The 16,587-nt window shown below is 70.6% G+C and carries 17 protein-coding genes; 10 read left to right on the forward strand and 7 right to left on the reverse strand.

Translation table 11 applies throughout. The annotated features are described in order from the left end of the window. Positions 1 to 111: 111 nt before the first annotated feature. Together AB0G11_RS35670 and AB0G11_RS35675 are read right to left on the reverse strand one after the other, a co-directional pair. Positions 112 to 768, reverse strand: a complete 657-nt coding sequence (locus AB0G11_RS35670; protein ID WP_219508207.1) for a GNAT family protein — start codon at positions 766 to 768, stop codon at positions 112 to 114. A 131-nt stretch (positions 769 to 899) separates the two neighbouring features. Beyond that, a complete protein-coding gene (locus AB0G11_RS35675; RefSeq protein ID WP_357591145.1) occupies positions 900 to 2,174 on the reverse strand; it encodes a pyridoxal phosphate-dependent aminotransferase in 1,275 nt (424 codons plus the stop codon). Between the two features lie 79 nt (positions 2,175 to 2,253). Between AB0G11_RS35675 and AB0G11_RS35680 the strand changes: the two genes are divergently transcribed. The 3 genes from AB0G11_RS35680 to AB0G11_RS35690 are packed head-to-tail and all read left to right on the forward strand — an operon-like array spanning position 2,254 to position 4,910. Beyond that, positions 2,254 to 3,189, forward strand: coding sequence for a LysR family transcriptional regulator (locus AB0G11_RS35680; RefSeq protein ID WP_219508209.1), 936 nt, complete (start codon positions 2,254 to 2,256; stop codon positions 3,187 to 3,189). Positions 3,190 to 3,200: 11 nt separating this feature from the next. Then, positions 3,201 to 3,872 (forward strand): ribonuclease HII, encoded by a 672-nt coding sequence (locus AB0G11_RS35685; RefSeq protein WP_219508210.1) that lies wholly within the window; start codon positions 3,201 to 3,203, stop codon positions 3,870 to 3,872. Between the two features lie 33 nt (positions 3,873 to 3,905). Continuing rightward, a complete protein-coding gene (locus AB0G11_RS35690) occupies positions 3,906 to 4,910 on the forward strand; it encodes an LLM class flavin-dependent oxidoreductase (RefSeq protein WP_357591147.1) in 1,005 nt (334 codons plus the stop codon). A 5-nt stretch (positions 4,911 to 4,915) separates the two neighbouring features. Here AB0G11_RS35690 and AB0G11_RS35695 read toward each other — a convergent pair whose 3' ends face one another. Both AB0G11_RS35695 and AB0G11_RS35700 read right to left on the reverse strand, forming a co-directional pair. Next, a complete protein-coding gene (locus AB0G11_RS35695) occupies positions 4,916 to 5,302 on the reverse strand; it encodes an SCO5389 family protein (RefSeq protein WP_219508212.1) in 387 nt (128 codons plus the stop codon). Between the two features lie 86 nt (positions 5,303 to 5,388). Next, positions 5,389 to 6,327 carry an ATP-binding protein gene (locus AB0G11_RS35700; protein WP_219508213.1) on the reverse strand — a complete coding sequence of 313 codons (939 nt, stop codon included), beginning with the start codon at positions 6,325 to 6,327 and terminating at the stop codon, positions 5,389 to 5,391. A 71-nt stretch (positions 6,328 to 6,398) separates the two neighbouring features. Between AB0G11_RS35700 and AB0G11_RS35705 the strand changes: the two genes are divergently transcribed. The 3 genes from AB0G11_RS35705 (at position 6,399) to AB0G11_RS35715 (ending at position 8,794) form a co-directional block, all read left to right on the forward strand. Beyond that, positions 6,399 to 6,878 (forward strand): tetratricopeptide repeat protein, encoded by a 480-nt coding sequence (locus AB0G11_RS35705; RefSeq protein WP_357591149.1) that lies wholly within the window; start codon positions 6,399 to 6,401, stop codon positions 6,876 to 6,878. Between the two features lie 112 nt (positions 6,879 to 6,990). Next, complete coding sequence (locus AB0G11_RS35710; protein ID WP_357591151.1) at positions 6,991 to 7,665, forward strand: VC0807 family protein; 675 nt, start codon at positions 6,991 to 6,993, stop codon at positions 7,663 to 7,665. Between the two features lie 10 nt (positions 7,666 to 7,675). After that, entirely contained in the window at positions 7,676 to 8,794 is a 1,119-nt protein-coding gene (locus tag AB0G11_RS35715; protein WP_357591153.1) for an SRPBCC family protein, read from the forward strand. A 108-nt stretch (positions 8,795 to 8,902) separates the two neighbouring features. Here AB0G11_RS35715 and AB0G11_RS35720 read toward each other — a convergent pair whose 3' ends face one another. Continuing rightward, positions 8,903 to 10,228, reverse strand: coding sequence for an LCP family protein (locus tag AB0G11_RS35720; protein WP_357591155.1), 1,326 nt, complete (start codon positions 10,226 to 10,228; stop codon positions 8,903 to 8,905). Between the two features lie 206 nt (positions 10,229 to 10,434). Between AB0G11_RS35720 and AB0G11_RS35725 the strand changes: the two genes are divergently transcribed. Both AB0G11_RS35725 and AB0G11_RS35730 read left to right on the forward strand, forming a co-directional pair. Next, a complete protein-coding gene (locus AB0G11_RS35725) occupies positions 10,435 to 11,112 on the forward strand; it encodes a class I SAM-dependent methyltransferase (RefSeq protein WP_219508218.1) in 678 nt (225 codons plus the stop codon). 43 nt (positions 11,113 to 11,155) lie between these two features. Beyond that, on the forward strand, positions 11,156 to 12,595 hold the full coding sequence (locus AB0G11_RS35730; RefSeq protein WP_219508219.1) for an MFS transporter: 1,440 nt from the start codon (positions 11,156 to 11,158) through the stop codon (positions 12,593 to 12,595). On the opposite strand, the gene AB0G11_RS35735 is transcribed toward AB0G11_RS35730, so the two are convergent. Together AB0G11_RS35735 and AB0G11_RS35740 are read right to left on the reverse strand one after the other, a co-directional pair. Then, positions 12,522 to 13,130 carry a hypothetical protein gene (locus tag AB0G11_RS35735; protein WP_219508220.1) on the reverse strand — a complete coding sequence of 203 codons (609 nt, stop codon included), beginning with the start codon at positions 13,128 to 13,130 and terminating at the stop codon, positions 12,522 to 12,524. The two genes, AB0G11_RS35730 and AB0G11_RS35735, sit on opposite strands and share 74 nt — an antisense overlap. A 51-nt stretch (positions 13,131 to 13,181) precedes the next feature. Further along, positions 13,182 to 13,841: a hypothetical protein gene (locus AB0G11_RS35740; RefSeq protein WP_357591156.1), complete on the reverse strand. Its 660-nt coding sequence runs from the start codon at positions 13,839 to 13,841 to the stop codon at positions 13,182 to 13,184. Between the two features lie 447 nt (positions 13,842 to 14,288). On the opposite strand from AB0G11_RS35740, the gene AB0G11_RS35745 reads away from it, so the two are divergent. Further along, complete coding sequence (locus tag AB0G11_RS35745; protein ID WP_357591158.1) at positions 14,289 to 15,542, forward strand: ATP-binding protein; 1,254 nt, start codon at positions 14,289 to 14,291, stop codon at positions 15,540 to 15,542. A gap of 81 nt (positions 15,543 to 15,623) precedes the next feature. Next, complete coding sequence (locus AB0G11_RS35750) at positions 15,624 to 16,580, forward strand: serine hydrolase (protein WP_357591160.1); 957 nt, start codon at positions 15,624 to 15,626, stop codon at positions 16,578 to 16,580. Positions 16,581 to 16,587: the final 7 nt, after the last annotated feature.

A 16,587-nucleotide genomic window follows, 5' to 3' on the forward strand; every position in this document is an offset into this window, starting at 1 on the left:
AGCACCTAGGAATGCGGGCATTCGTTAACCGAAGCGTTGGCCGCCTTTTGACGACACGGCCTTTACGACACAGGCCCCGCCCATTCCGGGCGGGGCCTTCAACGGATTTTCCTATGCTGCTTCGACTGCCGTCTCGACCAGACCGAGCCTGTGGAGCAGCCGTTCTCGCACGGCCGGCCATTCGGAGATCAGGATCGAGTAGAACGCCGTATCTCGGACCGTGTCGTCGGCGCCTCGGCTTTCCGCTCGCCGCACCCCGTCGAAGTGTGCGCCGAGGGCCTCGATGGCGGCCCGGGATCGGACGTTCCTCACGTCGGCCTTGAGCGTGATGCGGTGGACCTGCCAGGTCTCGAAGGCGTGCGAGAGCATCAGGAACTTGCTCTCCCGGTTGGCACCCGTGCCCTGGGCGGAGGCGCCCAGCCAGGTGTAACCGATGTCGGCCACGGACGGGACCTCGCCCACCGCACCACGCGTGCCCGGAGGCCAGGGCATGGGACCCTGCCAGTACTCCAGGTTCATGAGACGGGTGGCACCGACCACGCGGTCGGTGTGCAGCCACCGGATGGCGAAGGGCACCGTGCGGCCCTCCGCCTGCTCAGCCAGCGCGGCCTCCACGTAGGAGACCATCTCGTCCCGGTTGCCCGGGACCCGAGTGAAGCCGTAAGTGGACCGGTCTTCACTCGCCGCGGCGATCAGGTCATCGACCACCGCGAGGCTGAGAGGTTCCAGGCGCACGAGGCGCCCGGACAAGGTGACAAGAGCGGACATGTGCACATGATGGGGGTTGCTCGGAGTCCGCGGAACCACGCTATCGGGGCCGTCGTCCCCGCACCCCGGAAAGCACGGTGTTTCCGCAGGTCAGAGGGGTAATTCGGAAGGATCTCCGGGGAAGATTTCGCCTAACCGTGACATCCGGTCGGCACCAGCGCCGGACGCCGTTCACGCGACGCCAGCGAGAGCTCCTTCAGGCCCATCGAAAGATGGTCGAGCGAGGCCGCGATCCACGGCAACTGGAGCGGATCGGGGCTGGTCAGCGCGGTCAGCCGGTCCTCGGTCGTGTCCCCGTACAGCAGGCTGACCGCAACCCGCACGCGCGCGGCGGCCGGGTCGTCGCCGAAGGCGTGACCGGGCAGCACCCCGAGGCCGTGCTGGTCGAGCAGGAGCCGGGTGACGTCGGCCGAGCCGCCGAGCCGCAGATGGCTCAGGTCCGGGTAGAGGTAGAAGCCGCCCTGCGGGGCCGGCACGGAGGCGCCGATCTCCACGAACCTGTCGTGTACGGCGCGGGCCAGCGTGCCGTGCAGCCGGCGGCTCTGCCTGACGCGCTCGGTGAGCTCGCTGGGGTCGGTGAAGGCGTACGCCGCGGCCTCCTGGATCGGGGCGGCCGGGGCCGACCAGATCTCGCTGGCCACCGCGAGCAGCCGGGCGCGCAGCTCGTGCGCGTCGTCGGGCAGCCGCGCGACGCCGATCCGCCAGCCGCCCAGAGCCAGGCTCTTGCTCAGCCCGGTGGTGACGATCGTGCGCTCGGGCGCCAGATCGGCCGGGGAGGTGAAGGACGTGGAGGGGTCGTGCAGCAGGTCGCGGTAGATCTCGTCCGAGATGACGTACAGGTCCAGTTCGCGGGCGAGCGCGACCAGGCGGCGGATCGCCGAGCGCGGCGCGAGCCGGCCGGTGGGGTTGTCCGGCAGCGTCACGAGCAGGGAGCGTACGGTCCGGCCCTGGGCGCGGGCGTCCAGCACGGCCGCCTTCACCAGGTCGGGGTCCGGCACGCCGCCCTGGCCCGAGGGCGCGGGGACCAGGATCGGGCGTGACCCGACGAGGTCGGCCTGCGCGGCGTAGCTGACCCAGCTGGGCATGGGCAGGACGACGTCGCCGCCGATCGCCAGGAGCAGGCCGTACAGCAGGGATTTGCTGCCTGGCCCGCAGACGACCAGCTCGGGGTCGGTGATGAGCCCCCGTCGTGTCCAGTAGCCCGCCGCCGCCGTCCTGAGCTCGGACGCCCCCGCGACCGGCCCGTAGCCGTTGCGTTCCGATGCGGCGGCCAGCTTGTCGCGCAGCGCCGGGTGGACGGGCAGTCCTGCCTCACCGAAGGCGAGGTTCAGCACGCGTTCCCCGGCGCGTCGTCTTCGTTCGATGTCCTCGTTCGCCGCCAGGGTGGCGGAGAGAGTCACGGTCATGTTTGTCACGTTCCCAGGGTGGTTGTAGGAAGGCATCAGGACAAGCGAGGCTTTTTGTGGGTAGGCGTAAGGAATTCCGATGCTCGATTTGCGGCGTTTGACGTTGATCTGCGAGTTCGCTCGGCGCGGCAGCATCGCCGCGACCGCGGAGTCGCTGGGCTACAGCCCCTCCGCGGTCTCGCAGCAGCTCGCCGCGCTCGAACGCGAGACCGGCACCGCGCTCATCGACCGGACCGCGCGCAGTGCCGAGCTGACCGACGCCGGCCGCAGGCTGGTGGCGCACGCGGAACGCATCCTTTCCATGGTCGAGGAGGCTGAGTCGGACCTTTCGGCTCACGCGGGCAGCCCCGCCGGACGTGTCGTGGTTACCGCCTTCCCCACAGCGGCCGTCGCATTCGCCCCGGCCCTCGCCAGGTCCCTCCGCCGCCACACCGAACTCACGCTCAGGCTGGGGCAGAGCAGGTCGGGAAAGGGCATGCGGGAGGTGCAGTCAGGCGAGGTCGACATCGCGCTCGTCGACGACTGGTACGGCATGGCCCGCGACAGCGAGAACCTGCGCGTCTTCCCGCTCCTGCACGACCCCCTGGTGCTCGTCGTGCCGCGCAAGCACCGGCTGGCCGACCCCGACGTGCCGCTCGACCTCAGGGAGCTGCGCGACGAGCCGTGGATGGCCACCCCCGACGGCGAGCCGTCCCGCCTGGCGGTGGACCGGCTGTTCGTGGACGTGGGCGGCACCAAGCCGACGCCGTGGGAGTTCGAAGGACTCGGCACCATCCTGTCGCTGGTCGCCAAGGGCATCGGCATCGCCGCCGTGCCCGCGCTCGCGCTGGCCGCCGGCGTGCGCGGGCTGTCGGTCCGCCACTTCCCCGGCAACCCCGTCGGCCGCGACGTGCACGCGGTGGCGCGCGTCTCCAGCGTCAACCGGCCCTCGGTCTCGGTGACCCTGCGAGCCATCCACGTGGCCGCCCGCTACATCGCCGCCGATCTGGATCCGGTACGGTTCGCCGACCGGTAGCGTTCTGCGCCATGGCGCCGACGTACGACATCGAGACCCTCCTGCTCGCCCAGCCGAGCGTGCGCACGGTCGCGGGCGTGGACGAGGTGGGCCGCGGAGCCTGGGCCGGGCCGGTCACCGTGTGCGCCGTGGTCACCGACCTGTCCGCGCCGCCCACCGGGCTCACCGACTCCAAGCAGCTCTCCGCCGCCAAGCGCGACAAGGTCGCCGCCGAGCTGGAGACCTGGGCCGCCGGCATCGGCTTCGGCGAGGCGGGCCACGACGAGATCGACCGGCTCGGCATGACCGAGGCGCTGCGCCGGGCCGCCCGGCGTGCCCTGGAGGCGCTGCCCACCAGGCCCGACGCCGTCATCCTCGACGGCAAGCACGACTACATCGGCGCGCCCTGGCCGGTGCGCCTGGAGGTCAAGGGCGACGCGGCCAGCATCTCGGTGGCCGCCGCCTCGGTGCTGGCCAAGGTCAGGCGCGACGCGTACATGGCGGAGATCGGATGTGAGGCGTACGGGTTCGCGGAGAACGCCGGATATCCGTCGCCGCAGCACCAGCAGGCGCTCGCCGAGCTGGGGCCGACGGCGCACCACCGGCTCTCCTGGTCCTACTTGGACGACCTGCCGGCCTGGCGGCACCTCAAGCGGCACCGCGACCCGGCCGCCGTCGAGGGGCAGGTCAGCCTCTTCGGCTGACACCGGGCTGCGGCGTCGGCCATCATCGGTGGGATGCGCATCGGCATCTTCCTGGTCGCCGCCCAGTTCCCAGGCGGGGAGCCGGGCCGGATCCTGGCCGACACCGTCGAGCTGATCGTCGCCGCCGAGCGGGCCGGGTTCGACGACGCGTGGATCGCCGAGCACCACTTCATGACCTACGGCGTGTGCCCGTCGCCGATCACGCTGGCCGCCGTCGCCGCCGGGCGCACCACCAGGATCGGGCTCGGCACCGCCGTCAGCGTGCTGTCCACGCAGCATCCGATCGCCCTGGCCGAGCAGGCCGCCATGCTGCACCACCTGTCGGGCGGGCGCTTCACGCTCGGCGTCGGGCGTGGCGGGCCGTGGGTGGACCTGGAGGTGTTCGGCACCGGGCTGGACCGGTTCGAGCGGGGCTTCCCGGAATCGCTCGACCTGCTGACGGCCGCCCTGTCACGCGAGACGGTGTCGGCCTCCGGTGAGTTCTTCGCCTTCCGCGACGTGCGGATGGTGCCGTCGGCGCGGCTGCGGCCGGTGGTCGCGTGCACGTCGGGGTCCACGATCGCGCTGGCGGCCGGGCGCGGGCTGCCGATGCTGCTCGGCGTGCACGTGGGCGACGAGGAGAAGGCGGCGGCGGTGCGGGCTCATGGCGCGTCCGGTGTTCCCGGCTCTTCCGGGGGGCACGTCGCCGCGGCGGTCGCGCACGTCGCCGACACGACGCCGCAGGCCGTGCGGGAGCTGAAGGAGTCGATGCCCGCCTGGCTGAAGCCCGGCCTGGCGAGCTACACGCCGGTGGACGGGCGGCCACGACCCGAGCGGGACGTGGACGCGTACGTGGACTTCCTGGCCCGGATCCACCCCGTGGGCTCGCCCGAGCACTGCGCCCGCACGCTGCTGCGCACCGCCGAGATGACCGGGATCGACCACTTCATCCTGATGGTGGAGGCGGCCGGGAACGCCCTGAAGGACGTGCGGCGGCTCGGCGCCGAAGTGCTGCCGCTGCTGAGAGGCCGCCCGCCCGGAGCGGCGGGCGGCCCCTGAACGGATCAGCAGTCCACCAGCTCCGGCTTCTGGTTGAGGATCTGCGCCCGCGGCGTGACGAACTCGCTCAGCGCCTCGCGCGCCGCCGGGTCGAACACGGCCACGCGGTGACAGTTCTGGAAGGCCAGCTTCATGCCGAAGTGGCGCTCCAGGGCGCCCCGCATCGCGTCGCTCGCCAGGCAGCGCAGGAGCTGCCCTCGGGCCTCCTCGTCCGGTGGCGGCACCTGGTTGTCGGCGAACTCGGCGCCGGTCCTGTCACGCTGCTCGACCAGCTCGGTGATCACCGACCAGGCGTAGGGCAGGGAGTCGCGGACGCAGGCGACGAACGCCGCGTCGTCGACGTCCCCGGCTCTGGCCTGGTCGAGGAGATCGTTCGGAACGGTCAGCGACATGCTGTCTCCTTTCGAAAGACATCAACTTGACGCTAGGTGAGCCTCCGGAAACGCTCCAGATGGCCGTAGGGCGACAGTCGTGTGGGTCAGGCGGCCGGAGGGCCGTAGACGAAGTCGGGGTCGACCTGACCGGCCAGGTCGAGGCCGGTCCTGGCGTTGGCCCAGGCGCGGGCGTTGCGCAGGTGGAACTCGGCGGCCTGGCGGCCGAACCGCACCCAGTCCTTCTCCTGCTCGTCGACGTGCTTGAGCAGCACGGCGAGCGCGTCGGAGTTGGCCGGCTCCAGGTCGTCGAGGCTGAAGGCGCGGCCCTGCTCCATGGCGCGCACGGCGGAGGAGTGCTCCATCCAGGTGAGCAGGTCGTCGCCCACGTGCTCGCGCAGGAAGTCGACGTCGGAGGGGCCGTGGACCTTGTTGCCGACCACGGCCAGCGGCACGTCGTAGTCGGCCGCGTAGTCGCGATACTGCCGGTAGACGCCGACGCCCTGGCGGGTCGGCTCGGCGACGAGGAACGTCAGGTCGAAGCGGGTGAACAGGCCGGAGGCGAAGGAGTCGGAGCCCGCCGTCATGTCGACCACCACGTACTCGCCGTGGCCGTCGACCAGGTGGTTGAGCAGCAGCTCGACCGCGCCGACCTTGGAGTGGTAGCAGGCCACGCCGAGGTCGTCGTCGTTGAACGGGCCGGTGGCCATCAGGCGGAAGCCCTCCGGCGTCGGGGCCGCGTAGCGGTGCTCGGCCAGGTCCTTGACGGACACCAGCCGGGAGCCGCGGCCCGGCGGGGTCGTCTTGACCATCGCGTCGGCGGAGGGGATGCGCGGGTTGTCGCCGCGCAGGAAGTCCTTGATCTCCGTGAGGTGCGCGCCGAGCGGCTCCGGTGGGCTGTCGAGCCCGAGCACCAGCGACAGGTGCTGGTTGATGTCGGCGTCGACCGCCACCACCGGCGCGCCCCTGCCCGCGACGTATCTGGCGAACAGCGCCGAGATCGTGGTCTTGCCGCTGCCGCCCTTGCCGACGAACGCCACCCTCACGAGAACCTCCTGGCGATGATTATGAAAACCGTTTCCGCTCGTACGGGTGACCATCATGCCACACTCGGTGCATGCGAAACGATGATTTGGCGATGGCCGTGCGGTTGCGTGAAGAAGGCAGGAAGGAGGAGGCCAGGACGGTGCTGCTCGCCCTGGCGGAGCGATATCCGGACGACGCCGAGGTCGCCTGCCACACCGCCTGGGTGCACGACTCGCTCGGGCTGGAGGCCGAGGCGGTGCCCTATTACGAGCGGGCGCTGGCGGGTGACGGGCTGACGCCCGGCGACCGGCTGGGGGCCTTCACCGGCCTGGGCAGCACGTTGCGGGTGCTGGGACGGGTGGCCGAGTCGCGGGCGCTGTTCCGGCGGGCGCTGGAGGAGTTCCCCGGAGACCCGGGGCTGCGGGTGTTCGAGGCGATGGCGCTCTACAACGCGGGGGAGTCGCGGGAGGCGGTCTCCACGCTGCTCAAGCTGCTCGTGGAGGCCGGGCACGTGGGCGGTTACGAGCGGGCCGTCGCCTATTACGCGGACAATCTGGACGAGACGGTCTAGCGCGTCAACCTAAGGATGTAGCCGGGATCAGACCCTGGGCCGATGTGACGGCAGGTGATCGCGTCGTAGCGTTGAGCTGACCAATCGGGGGATCGACTCGGGGGTGACCGCGATGACCCTGACAGCCCGGCCGGCGGCGCGTACGGCGTCCTGGCAGGTGTTGCTGGCCATCATGCTGGTGGTCTTCGTGGTGGTGCCCGTCGCGGCCTTCTACGGGCTGCGCGCCCTGGGAGTGAGCCCGTGGCTCGCTCTCATGGCCGGGGCCGTGGTGCCCGCGGCGGTGCTGGCGCACAAGGTGATCGCCGGCGGGCGGATCGACGGGCTCGACCGGTTCACGATCGCCACGCTGGCCCTGACCGGCGTCAGCTCGCTGTTCAGCGGCGATCCGCGGCTGCTGCTGCTCAGGGACGCGCTCACCGGCGCCGTCGCGGGCGGCTGGGCGCTGATCACCGCGATCTCGTCCCGGCCGCTCGCCCTGGAGCTCACGCTCCAGCTCGGCGCGCCGGAGCGGGAGGCCGCCTGGCGGACCTCCCCGGCCTACCGCGGCGCCATCCGCACGATCACCGCGCTGTGGGGCGCGGGGCTGCTGCTCGACGCGGCCGTCTCGGCGGTGGTGACCTTCACGGTCCCGCCGGACCTCGTGCCGCTCGTCCGGCTGTCGGGGCTGGCCTTCGTGGCCGCCGCCGTCACCGCGGGCGTCATTTACGCGCGCCGCTACCACCGGCGTAACGGCCACCGCCTGGTGATCCCCGACAACGGCCGCATCGTGCTCGACTACCCGACCTGAGGGGGCACCCATGACGACCACCCAGCTCACCGCCGAGGTGCGACGGATCGCCGGCCTGCCGTTCGACGAGAGCGAGACCCTGCCGCCCGAGGCCTACACCTCGCCAGAGTTCCACGCCCTGGAGCTGGAGCGGATCTTCCGCAGCGACTGGCTCTGCGTCGCCCGCGCCGACCAGCTCGCCGACCCCGGCGCCTACCTGCGGCTCGACCTGCCCGGGCGGCCCCTGGTGCTCACCCGCGACGAGGACGGCACGCTGCACGCGCTCTCGCGGGTCTGCCGCCACCGGTTCATGGACATCCTGCCGCCCGAGACCACCCCGGAGCAGGGCCGGCTCAAACGCCTGACCTGCCCGTACCACACCTGGACCTACCGGCTCAACGGCGACTTCGCCGGACGGCTCGCCGGGGCGCCGCTCATGCGCGCCCCCGGATTCGACCGCGCCGCCTGCCGCCTGGCCGCCTACCGGCTGGAGGAATGGCACGGCTTCGTCATGCTCAACCTCGACCCCGGCGCGCCGCCGCTCGCCCCGGAGCTGTCCGGCCTCGACGCCGTGCTGGGCGGGTTCGACCTGGCGTCCTGGACGCACGCCGCGACCATCCGCTGGGACGACGTGCCCGCCAACTGGAAGGTCGCCCTGGAGAACGGGTCGGAGAACTACCACCACATGGGCACCCACGCCGACACGCTCGAACCCGTGGCGCCCGCCCGCGCCACCCGCGTCGACGAGTGCGACGGCCGCTGGTTCACCATGCACACCCCCGACCCGGCCGACCCCGGCACCGGGCTGACCATCGCCGGGATCTTCCCCAACACCGTCCTGGCCCTGCAATCGGGGCTCGCGGTGTGGGCCACCTGGTGGCCGACCGGGCCGGTGACGCACGACGCGGTCTTCCACGTCCTCGTCCCGCCGGGTGCCGCCGGGCAGCCGGGCTTCCCGGCCTACCTGGACTCGCTGGTCGCCGGGCTGCGGCTGATCCAGGACGAGGACCTGGTGGCCATCCACGGCGTCCAGCGCGGGCTGTCGGCCGCCCCCGACCCGCCCGCGGGCCGCTTCTCCCACCTCGAACGCCCCCTGTGGCAGTTCCAGCGCTACCTGGCTTCCCGCCTCGACGCCGAGGCGCCGGGGTGACGGTCGGGCCGGTCGTCCCCGTGGGGCGGCCGCGCCAGCGCACCGGAAGATGTGGCTCGACGGCTACCGTGGCCGGCTGGGGTTCGTGACGATGCTGCTGCGGCGGGTCTAGCCGCAGGCGCTGTCCAGGGTCAGCGGGCGTTCGGGGCTCGGGGTGGCGTCGGACGACCGGTCGGGCGTGGCCCCGCGCGCGGCGGTCCCGTCGGGGGCGGTGTGGCCGGTGGCGATCGTGGGGCGCTCGGAGAGCACCTGCGAGACCTTGCGCCGGATCAGGTGCCAGTCCGGGTCACCGGTGCTGATCAGGGGCGGGACGAAGCTGAGGCTCCTGATGTGGGTGTCCTTGACCTTCTGCGACAGCTCGACGAGCGCCGGGAGCACGTCCTGCGGCAGGTCGGTGGAGATGGCGCGCTTGGTGGCGGAGGCGAGGCTCTCGAAGCTGTTGAGCACGGTCACCGGGTCCGCCTGCTTGACCACGGCGTTGAGCAGGCACTTCTGGCGGCCCATGCGCACGTAGTCGTCGCTGTCGGTGCGGGAGCGGCCGTACCAGAGGGCTTCCTCGCCGCTCAGCTTGCGGGTGCCGGCGGGCAGCAGCCCTTCGCGGTGCCTGCCGTAGACGATGGGCTCCTCGACGGTGACGCGGACGCCGCCCATCGCGTCGACAATCTCGGCGAAGCCCTTCATGTCGATCATGGCGTAGTAGCTGACCGGGATGCCGAGAATGCCGCTGACGGTCTCCTTCAGCAGCGCCGGGCCGCGCTTGCCGTCAGGCTGGCCGGGGACCATCTCGGGGTGGTCCTCGGCGTACTGGAAGACCTCGTTGAGCAGGCCGGGCGTGGCCGCGCCCGCGCCGGTGAAGCCGTAGGGGAACAGGTCGCGCGGCGGGCCGGCCGGCATCGGGACGTTCTGGAGGTTGCGCGGGAGGCCGAACAGGGTGGTGGCGCCGGTCGCGGTGTCGACGCTGGCCACGGTCATGCTGTCGGTGCGGACGCCGGGCCGGTTGGGCGCGGAGTCGGCGCCGATGAGCAGGAAGTTGACGCGCTGGGCGCCGTTCCACGGGTCCTGGGCGACGACGGGCGAGGAGTTGCCGGCGAACAGGGTGTGGACGACGTCGCGCGACAGGTAGGCCAGGCGGGCGGCGTACGCGGTGGGGGCCAGGACGAGCGCGCACAGGGCGATGGTCAGGCCGGCGGTGAGGCCGCGGGCGACCGCGTGCGAGGAGGTGGGCCGGACCAGCAGGTACGACCAGATGATCACGGTGGTCCAGGCGACGGCGAGGACGGCGAGGGCGAGCGCGAGCACGGTGATCCAGCGCGGCTGCACGGCGAGCGACAGCAGCCGGGCGCTGAACGCGGTCAGCACCGTGAGGATGAAGCCCAGCATCAGGACATATATGGACATGAGCAGGATGCCGGTCTTGTGGCGGTGTGTTGCCATGTGTGCCACGCCCCACAGCAGGGCCGAGCCCAACGTGAGCACGATGCTCGCTCCGGGCCCGAAACCGCGTTCCTTACCTGTCATGCCTGGTCAAACCCCCGCTTCTGGCCAATCCCTCCCACGTTAGTGACGCTTTGCCGTTGTATGACCTGCCCTCAGGGAAGGGGCGTGCCAATATCCGGTCAAGAGATTCTTTGAGTTATAACGTGATTGTGCGTGGAAACTACGGGTTCGACGCGGCTTGGGCTCTGGCAGGGCTCGTCGCGGGAGGCGCGCTGCTGGCCGCCCTCGCGGCGCTCGCGTACGCCAACGACGTTCCCGAGGCGGGCGTCGCCTTCGTGTTCGCCGCCTGCTACACGCTGGCCAGCGCGGGCAGCTACTTCTACACCGCGCGGCGCGGCAGGTTCGCCGTGTGGGAGCGCGAGCTGGCGCGGCTCAAGGGGGACGAGGAGCTGCTCGACCTGGGGACGGGCCGCGGCGCCGTGCTCATGACCGCGGCCAGGCTGCTGGAGGGCGGACGGGCCACCGGCGTCGTCTGGCACGCGCGGGGCGAGGCCGCCGTACGCGCGAACGCCGAGGCCGAAGGCGTCGCCGACCGGGTCGAGGTGGTCACCGGCGACCCCGGCGAACTGCCGTGCCCCGACGAGTCGTACGACGTGGTGGTGTCGAGCCGGCCGACGCGCGAGCTGACGATCCAGGAGGCGTACCGGGTGCTGCGGCCCGGCGGGCTGCTGCTCGTCGCCGACGACAAGCACACGCAGGCGTACGAGGCCACGCTGCGCGAGCTCGGCGTCACCGACGTGCGCAGGCGCGACCTGGGCGCGCGCTTCTGGTACGGCGGGCCGTGGGCCGCGACGTGGCTGCTGGAGGCGCGTAAGCCGTAACCGCCGGGTTTGCCGTTCGCCACGCGGGTATCGACGTGACCTTATGAGCGACGTGGAGATCGGCACGATCAGCACGAAAGTGCCCGCCCGGCTGGATCGGCTCCCCTGGTCGCGCTGGCACTGGATGATCGTGATCGGTCTCGGCACCGTCTGGATCCTCGACGGCCTAGAGGTCACGATCGTCGGCAACCTGTCCGCCCAGCTCGCCAAGCCGGGCAGCGGCCTGGACATCACCCAGCAGCAGGTGGCCGGCCTCGCCGCCGCGCTCTACGTGGCCGGGGCCTGCTCGGGGGCGCTGTTCTTCGGCTGGCTGACGGACAGGTTCGGCAGGAAGAAGCTGTTCATCATCACGCTGATCGTCTACCTCGTGGCGACGCTGATGACGGCGTTCTCGTTCAGCGCGTGGTGGTTCTTCCTGTTCAGGTTCCTCACCGGGTTCGGCATCGGCGGGGAGTACGCGGCCATCAACTCGGCCATCGACGAGCTCATCCCCAGCAGGCACCGGGGGCGCATCGACATCCTCATCAACGGCAGCTACTGGCTCGGCGCGGCCGGCGGCGCGCTGCTGACCGTGCCGCTGCTGAACGACCTGCCCGTCAACATCGGCTGGCGGGTGGCGTTCGGGCTCGGCGTGGTGCTGGGCCTGGCGATCCTGCTCGTACGCAGGCACGTGCCGGAGAGCCCGCGCTGGATGTTCATCCACGGCCGTGAACAGGAGGCCGAGGCGATCGTCGACGACATCGAGCGGCAGGTCGGCGGGCACCTGCCGGAGCCCGCGCAGTCGATGACGATCCACCAGCGCAAGTCGATCGGGTTCGTCCGGATCGCGCACACGATGGTGGCCCTCTACCCGAAGCGCACCGTGCTGGGGCTTTCGCTCTTCATCGGGCAGGCGTTCCTCTACAACGCGATCACCTTCGGGTACGCGCAGATCCTGTCGACGTTCTACGGCATCGACACCCACACGGGCTACTACTTCGCGGTCATCGCCGTCGGCAACTTCCTCGGGCCGCTGCTGCTCGGGCCGCTGTTCGACACCGTGGGACGGGTGCCGATGATCTCGGCCACCTACGTCGGCTCAGGGCTGCTGCTGCTCGGCACCGCGTGGCTGTTCAACGAGGGAGTGCTCACCGCCGTCACGCTGACGGCGTGCTGGTCCGTGGTGCTGTTCGTGGCCTCGGCCGGAGCCAGCTCCGCCTACCTGACGGTCAGCGAGATCTTCCCGATGGAGACCAGGGCCATGGCCATCGCGTTCTTCTTCGCCATCGGCACCGCCGCCGGAGGCATCGCCGGTCCGCTGATCTTCGCCGAGCTGGTCTCCAGCGGCGTCCCCGGCGACACGGCGCTCGCCTTCGCCATCGGCGCGACGTTGATGATCCTGGCCGGCGTGGTCGAGCTGATCTTCGGCATCAAGGCCGAACGTCGCGGCCTGGAGGACATCGCGGCCCCGCTCTCAGCGGCCTCGACAGGCAAGGACGCATGACGCGCAGCACCTGCGTGCTGTCGGCCAGATAGAGGTGCGGCACGTCCACGAACACCCGCATCGGGCCCAGCGTCAGCCCCAGCTCGTGCGCCATCCCCGCCTGCACCTCGGCGAGCGGCAGGTAGTTCAGGTAGCTGGTGAAGGCGTTCTGCGAGCGGAACGTCGCCGTCATCACCAGCGCGCCCTCCCTGATCCGGAACGCCAGCCCGATCAGGCACGGCACGCAGTCGTACGGCTCGCCCGGCACCGTGAGCGAGATCCACGCGCTCTTGCTGTACGGCTTGACGCGCAGCAGATCGGCGGCCCAGCGCAACTGCCCCTTGATTCGGGCGCCATAGCTGTACTTGAACGGCGCCACCACCGTGTCCTGGCTGAACTTCCTGCCGTACAGCGCCAGCCGCTCGGCGTCACCGTAACGCTCCACGATCGGGTCGTCCCGGCGCACCTCGGCGATCTCGAACAGCACCGACGGCCCCTCCATCACCGGGCCCCGGTCGTCGTCGGCCAGCGCCCCCTCCGTCCACACATGGCGCATCAACCAGATCCACGCCTCCCCACATGACGCCCACTCCGCAGGATCGGGCATTCAGGTCTCCAGATTCGGGAACTCGTACGGGCTACGGGGGAGCCGGCGCCGCCGCGACACGTTGCACCGCACGTAATAGACCGAGTAGTGCACCAGCGCCACCATCAGGACGCCGAACAGCAGCAGGAGCGCGTTCGGCTCCTGCCTGGCCAGGCCGGTCACGCCGACCGTCAGGTAGGCGGAGTTCACCAGCGACAGCACCATGACGTTCACGCCCGGCCAGGCCAGCGGCGCGTACGTCTCGGGGAAGCGCGGGTCGACCGGCAGGTTCGGCGACCAGCCGAGGTCCGCCGCCAGGCGGGTCGCGTACAGGAGCCGGAAGTTGTTGATCGCGCGGGCCGTCCTGGCGTGCGCGTTGACCGCCTCGATCAGCCGCAGGAACGGCAGCACCGCCAGCACCCCGAACGCCACCACCAGCGCGAACAGGTACCAGGGCACGCTCTGCCAGGCGGTCAGGCTCTCCGGGTCGACGACCTTGGCGCTGGTGAGCGCGATCGCCGCCAGGAACGGTCCAGACAGCAGGCTCATCGCGAGCCTGGTCATCTTCAGGCGCTCTTCCTTGGCGGCGAGGTGGACCGCGTAGATCCCGGTGAAATCGGCCGTGGCCAACTGGAGGAACTGGGCCGGGCCGAGCCCGTCGGCCGGGGGTGGTTTCCGCATGAGCGTGCTCCCGCATTCTCCCTTAACCCCAGTATGAGCACACTCTTTGGGAAATGACGGGGATTCTTACCATTGGTACCAACAAATCGTCAGGAAGTCGCCTTCGCAGCGGCGACCAGCCTCGGCAGTGCCCCATCGTGTCGCTCGTCCCCGTCGGCAAAGGGCTCGCCCGTCAGGCGCTTCGCGCCCTCACCCGCTCGGCGTGCTTCCCGGGGCCTTCGGCCCCTCCACGAGGCGAGGGCAAGCCCTCGCGCTCCGCCGCCCGTCACGCGGTCGGGGTGGTTGGGGTGGTTGGGCCGATACCGGAGCGGCAGGACGACCACGCGGGGTGCGGCAGAACGCCCACAGGGGGTGCGGCAGAATGACCACAACCATAGCGGCAGAGTGACCACATACCCTGCGGCAGACCGCCCACATGCCCCCTCTACCAGTGATAACGTCTGAGCCATGGTCGACGGCAATCTCTATGGCAGACGCGCGCACGCCATGGCTCTGGAAGCCCTCGCCGACACTCGGGTAGTCGTGGTCAACGGCGCCCGCCAGGTCGGCAAGAGCACCCTGGCGCACTCGATCCTGGGCAGGACGCCCGGGGCCAAGGAGTTGTACCTCGACGATCCGGCGGTGCTCGACGCGGCGCATGAAGACCCGGTCGGGTTCGTCCAGCACGACGGCCTGCTGCTGATCGATGAGATCCAGCGGGCACCCGGACTGCTGCTCCCGATCAAACGTGAGGTGGACCGGGACCCCCGCCCCGGACGCTTTCTCCTGACGGGCTCGGCGCGCCTGCTCGACCTGCGCGATCTTCCCGACGCCCTGCCCGGACGGACGGAGACGATCGAGTTGTGGCCGCTGTCCCAGGGCGAGATCGACTCGGCTCCGGACGGTTTCGTCGACGCCGTCTTCCGCAGAGGCGCGGATGTCGACGTCAAGGCTGAACTCAGCAAGCACGACTATGTGGCGCGGGCACTTCGTGGCGGTTATCCGGAGGCGGTTCGGCGTGACCCGGGCCGCCGCCGTGCTCGTTTCTTCGATTCCTACGTCTCCGATCTCATCACCCGTGACGTGCGCCAGGTGACGAACATCGAACGGCCGGCTGAAATGCGGAGGCTGCTCAGCGTGGTCGCCGCGCGTATGGGCAATCTGGCGGTGGCTCAGGCTCTCGGCAATGACGCGGGAATGCCCCGCGTGACGTTGTCGCGCTATCTGGATCTCCTGGAGCTGGTGTTCGTCATCAAAAGAATTCCGGCCTGGTCCTCCAACCTCACGACGCGTGCGGTCGGCACGCCGAAGCTGCTGGTCGTGGACTCTGGCCTGGGAGCGAGGCTGGTCGGGATCTCGCCCGAGCGCGCGATGGACGTGACGAGTCCCGTGGGGCCGCTCGTGGAAAATTTCGCGCTCGGGGAGATCGCTCGCCAGCTCACGTGGGCCGATGAGCCGGTGCAGCTTTTTCATTACCGCAATCGGGACAAGGTGGAAGTGGACGCCGTGCTCGAACACGCGTCCGGCGACATCGTGGGCGTTGAGATCAAGGCGGCCGAAACCGTGCGCGGCGACGATTTCCGCGGCCTTCGACACCTGCAGAGCCGGCTCGGGAACCGTTTCATCGCGGGGTTCGTGCTCTATGCCGGGCACGAGTCGCTGTCCTTCGGGGCCGGACTCAAGGCGCTTCCGCTGGCCGCGCTCTGGCGGCTCGAAGCGTGACTCCCGGGGCGTCTGGACCGCGAAATTGACTCTCACACCGTGTGATGCCCTATGCCAGGATGTGCCGAATCCTGGGAGGTCATGATGGCAATCGAAGAGCGCGTCGAGGCCGTGCTGCGGGCGGGTGAGGCGCCGAACCTGCACGGGCTGGTCGTCCGGCGGCACGGTGAGGTGCTGGTGGAGCACTACGGGGCGGGGGAGGACTACCGGCTCGGTGACGCGCTCGGGCATGTGACGTTCGATGCCGCGACGCTGCACGACGTCCGGTCCGTGAGCAAGAGCGTGGTCGCCCTGCTGTACGGGATCGCGTTGAAGGACGGACTGGTGCCGGAGCCGGGGGCTGGGCTGGTGGCGCAATTCCCGGAATATCCGGACCTGGTGGCCGATGAGTCCCGGGCGCATCTCACGATCGAACATGCCCTGACCATGACGCTCGGCCTCGACTGGGACGAGAGCGTCCCGTACACGAGCACCGCCAACAGCGAGCTCGCCATGGAGGAGGCGCCCGACCGCTACCGCTACGTCCTGGAACGTCCCGTCGTCGAGGAGGCCGGGAAGCGGTGGTCGTACTGCGGGGGCGGCACGACGCTGGTCGGCGGGATCATCGCGCGGGGCGCCGGGCGGTCGCTGGCCGAGTACGCGCGTGAGGTGCTGTTCGAGCCGCTCGGGATCGGCGCGTTCGAGTGGACGACCGGCGACGACGGGGTGCCGCTGGCTCCGGCGGGGCTGCGGCTCAGGCCGCGCGACCTGGCGACGATCGGGGAGATGGTGCTGGACGGCGGTCGCGGCATCGTGCCGGCCGAATGGCTCGACGAGATGCTGCGACCCCGCGTGGAGATCGGGGCGAACTTCGCGTACGGCTATCACTGGTACATCGACACCGGCGAACCGCGCAAGATCGGCGCGCACGGCAACGGCGGGCAGCGGCTGTTCCTGGACCCGTCGCAGGGGCTGGTGGTGGCCGTGACGGCGGGCGACTACAACGACTTCGGGCAGCCCAGCACCACGGCCGTCATGAAGGCGATCGAGCAGGACTAGGAACGGG

Source organism: Nonomuraea sp. NPDC023979 (assembly GCF_040639085.1).
GTDB lineage: Bacteria > Actinomycetota > Actinomycetes > Streptosporangiales > Streptosporangiaceae > Nonomuraea > Nonomuraea ceibae.

Coding starts and splice junctions, on each gene's coding strand:
- AB0G11_RS35705 (WP_357591149.1), top strand. CDS start 6,399: ATGCGAAACGATGATTTGGCGATGGCCGTGCGGTTGCGTGAAGAAGGC.
- AB0G11_RS35735 (WP_219508220.1), bottom strand. CDS start 13,130: ATGCGCCATGTGTGGACGGAGGGGGCGCTGGCCGACGACGACCGGGGC.
- AB0G11_RS35685 (WP_219508210.1), top strand. CDS start 3,201: ATGGCGCCGACGTACGACATCGAGACCCTCCTGCTCGCCCAGCCGAGC.
- AB0G11_RS35675 (WP_357591145.1), bottom strand. CDS start 2,174: ATGACCGTGACTCTCTCCGCCACCCTGGCGGCGAACGAGGACATCGAA.
- AB0G11_RS35750 (WP_357591160.1), top strand. CDS start 15,624: ATGATGGCAATCGAAGAGCGCGTCGAGGCCGTGCTGCGGGCGGGTGAG.
- AB0G11_RS35690 (WP_357591147.1), top strand. CDS start 3,906: ATGCGCATCGGCATCTTCCTGGTCGCCGCCCAGTTCCCAGGCGGGGAG.
- AB0G11_RS35730 (WP_219508219.1), top strand. CDS start 11,156: ATGAGCGACGTGGAGATCGGCACGATCAGCACGAAAGTGCCCGCCCGG.
- AB0G11_RS35710 (WP_357591151.1), top strand. CDS start 6,991: ATGACCCTGACAGCCCGGCCGGCGGCGCGTACGGCGTCCTGGCAGGTG.
- AB0G11_RS35720 (WP_357591155.1), bottom strand. CDS start 10,228: ATGGCAACACACCGCCACAAGACCGGCATCCTGCTCATGTCCATATAT.
- AB0G11_RS35740 (WP_357591156.1), bottom strand. CDS start 13,841: ATGCGGAAACCACCCCCGGCCGACGGGCTCGGCCCGGCCCAGTTCCTC.
- AB0G11_RS35695 (WP_219508212.1), bottom strand. CDS start 5,302: ATGTCGCTGACCGTTCCGAACGATCTCCTCGACCAGGCCAGAGCCGGG.
- AB0G11_RS35745 (WP_357591158.1), top strand. CDS start 14,289: ATGGTCGACGGCAATCTCTATGGCAGACGCGCGCACGCCATGGCTCTG.
- AB0G11_RS35715 (WP_357591153.1), top strand. CDS start 7,676: ATGACGACCACCCAGCTCACCGCCGAGGTGCGACGGATCGCCGGCCTG.
- AB0G11_RS35680 (WP_219508209.1), top strand. CDS start 2,254: ATGCTCGATTTGCGGCGTTTGACGTTGATCTGCGAGTTCGCTCGGCGC.
- AB0G11_RS35670 (WP_219508207.1), bottom strand. CDS start 768: ATGTCCGCTCTTGTCACCTTGTCCGGGCGCCTCGTGCGCCTGGAACCT.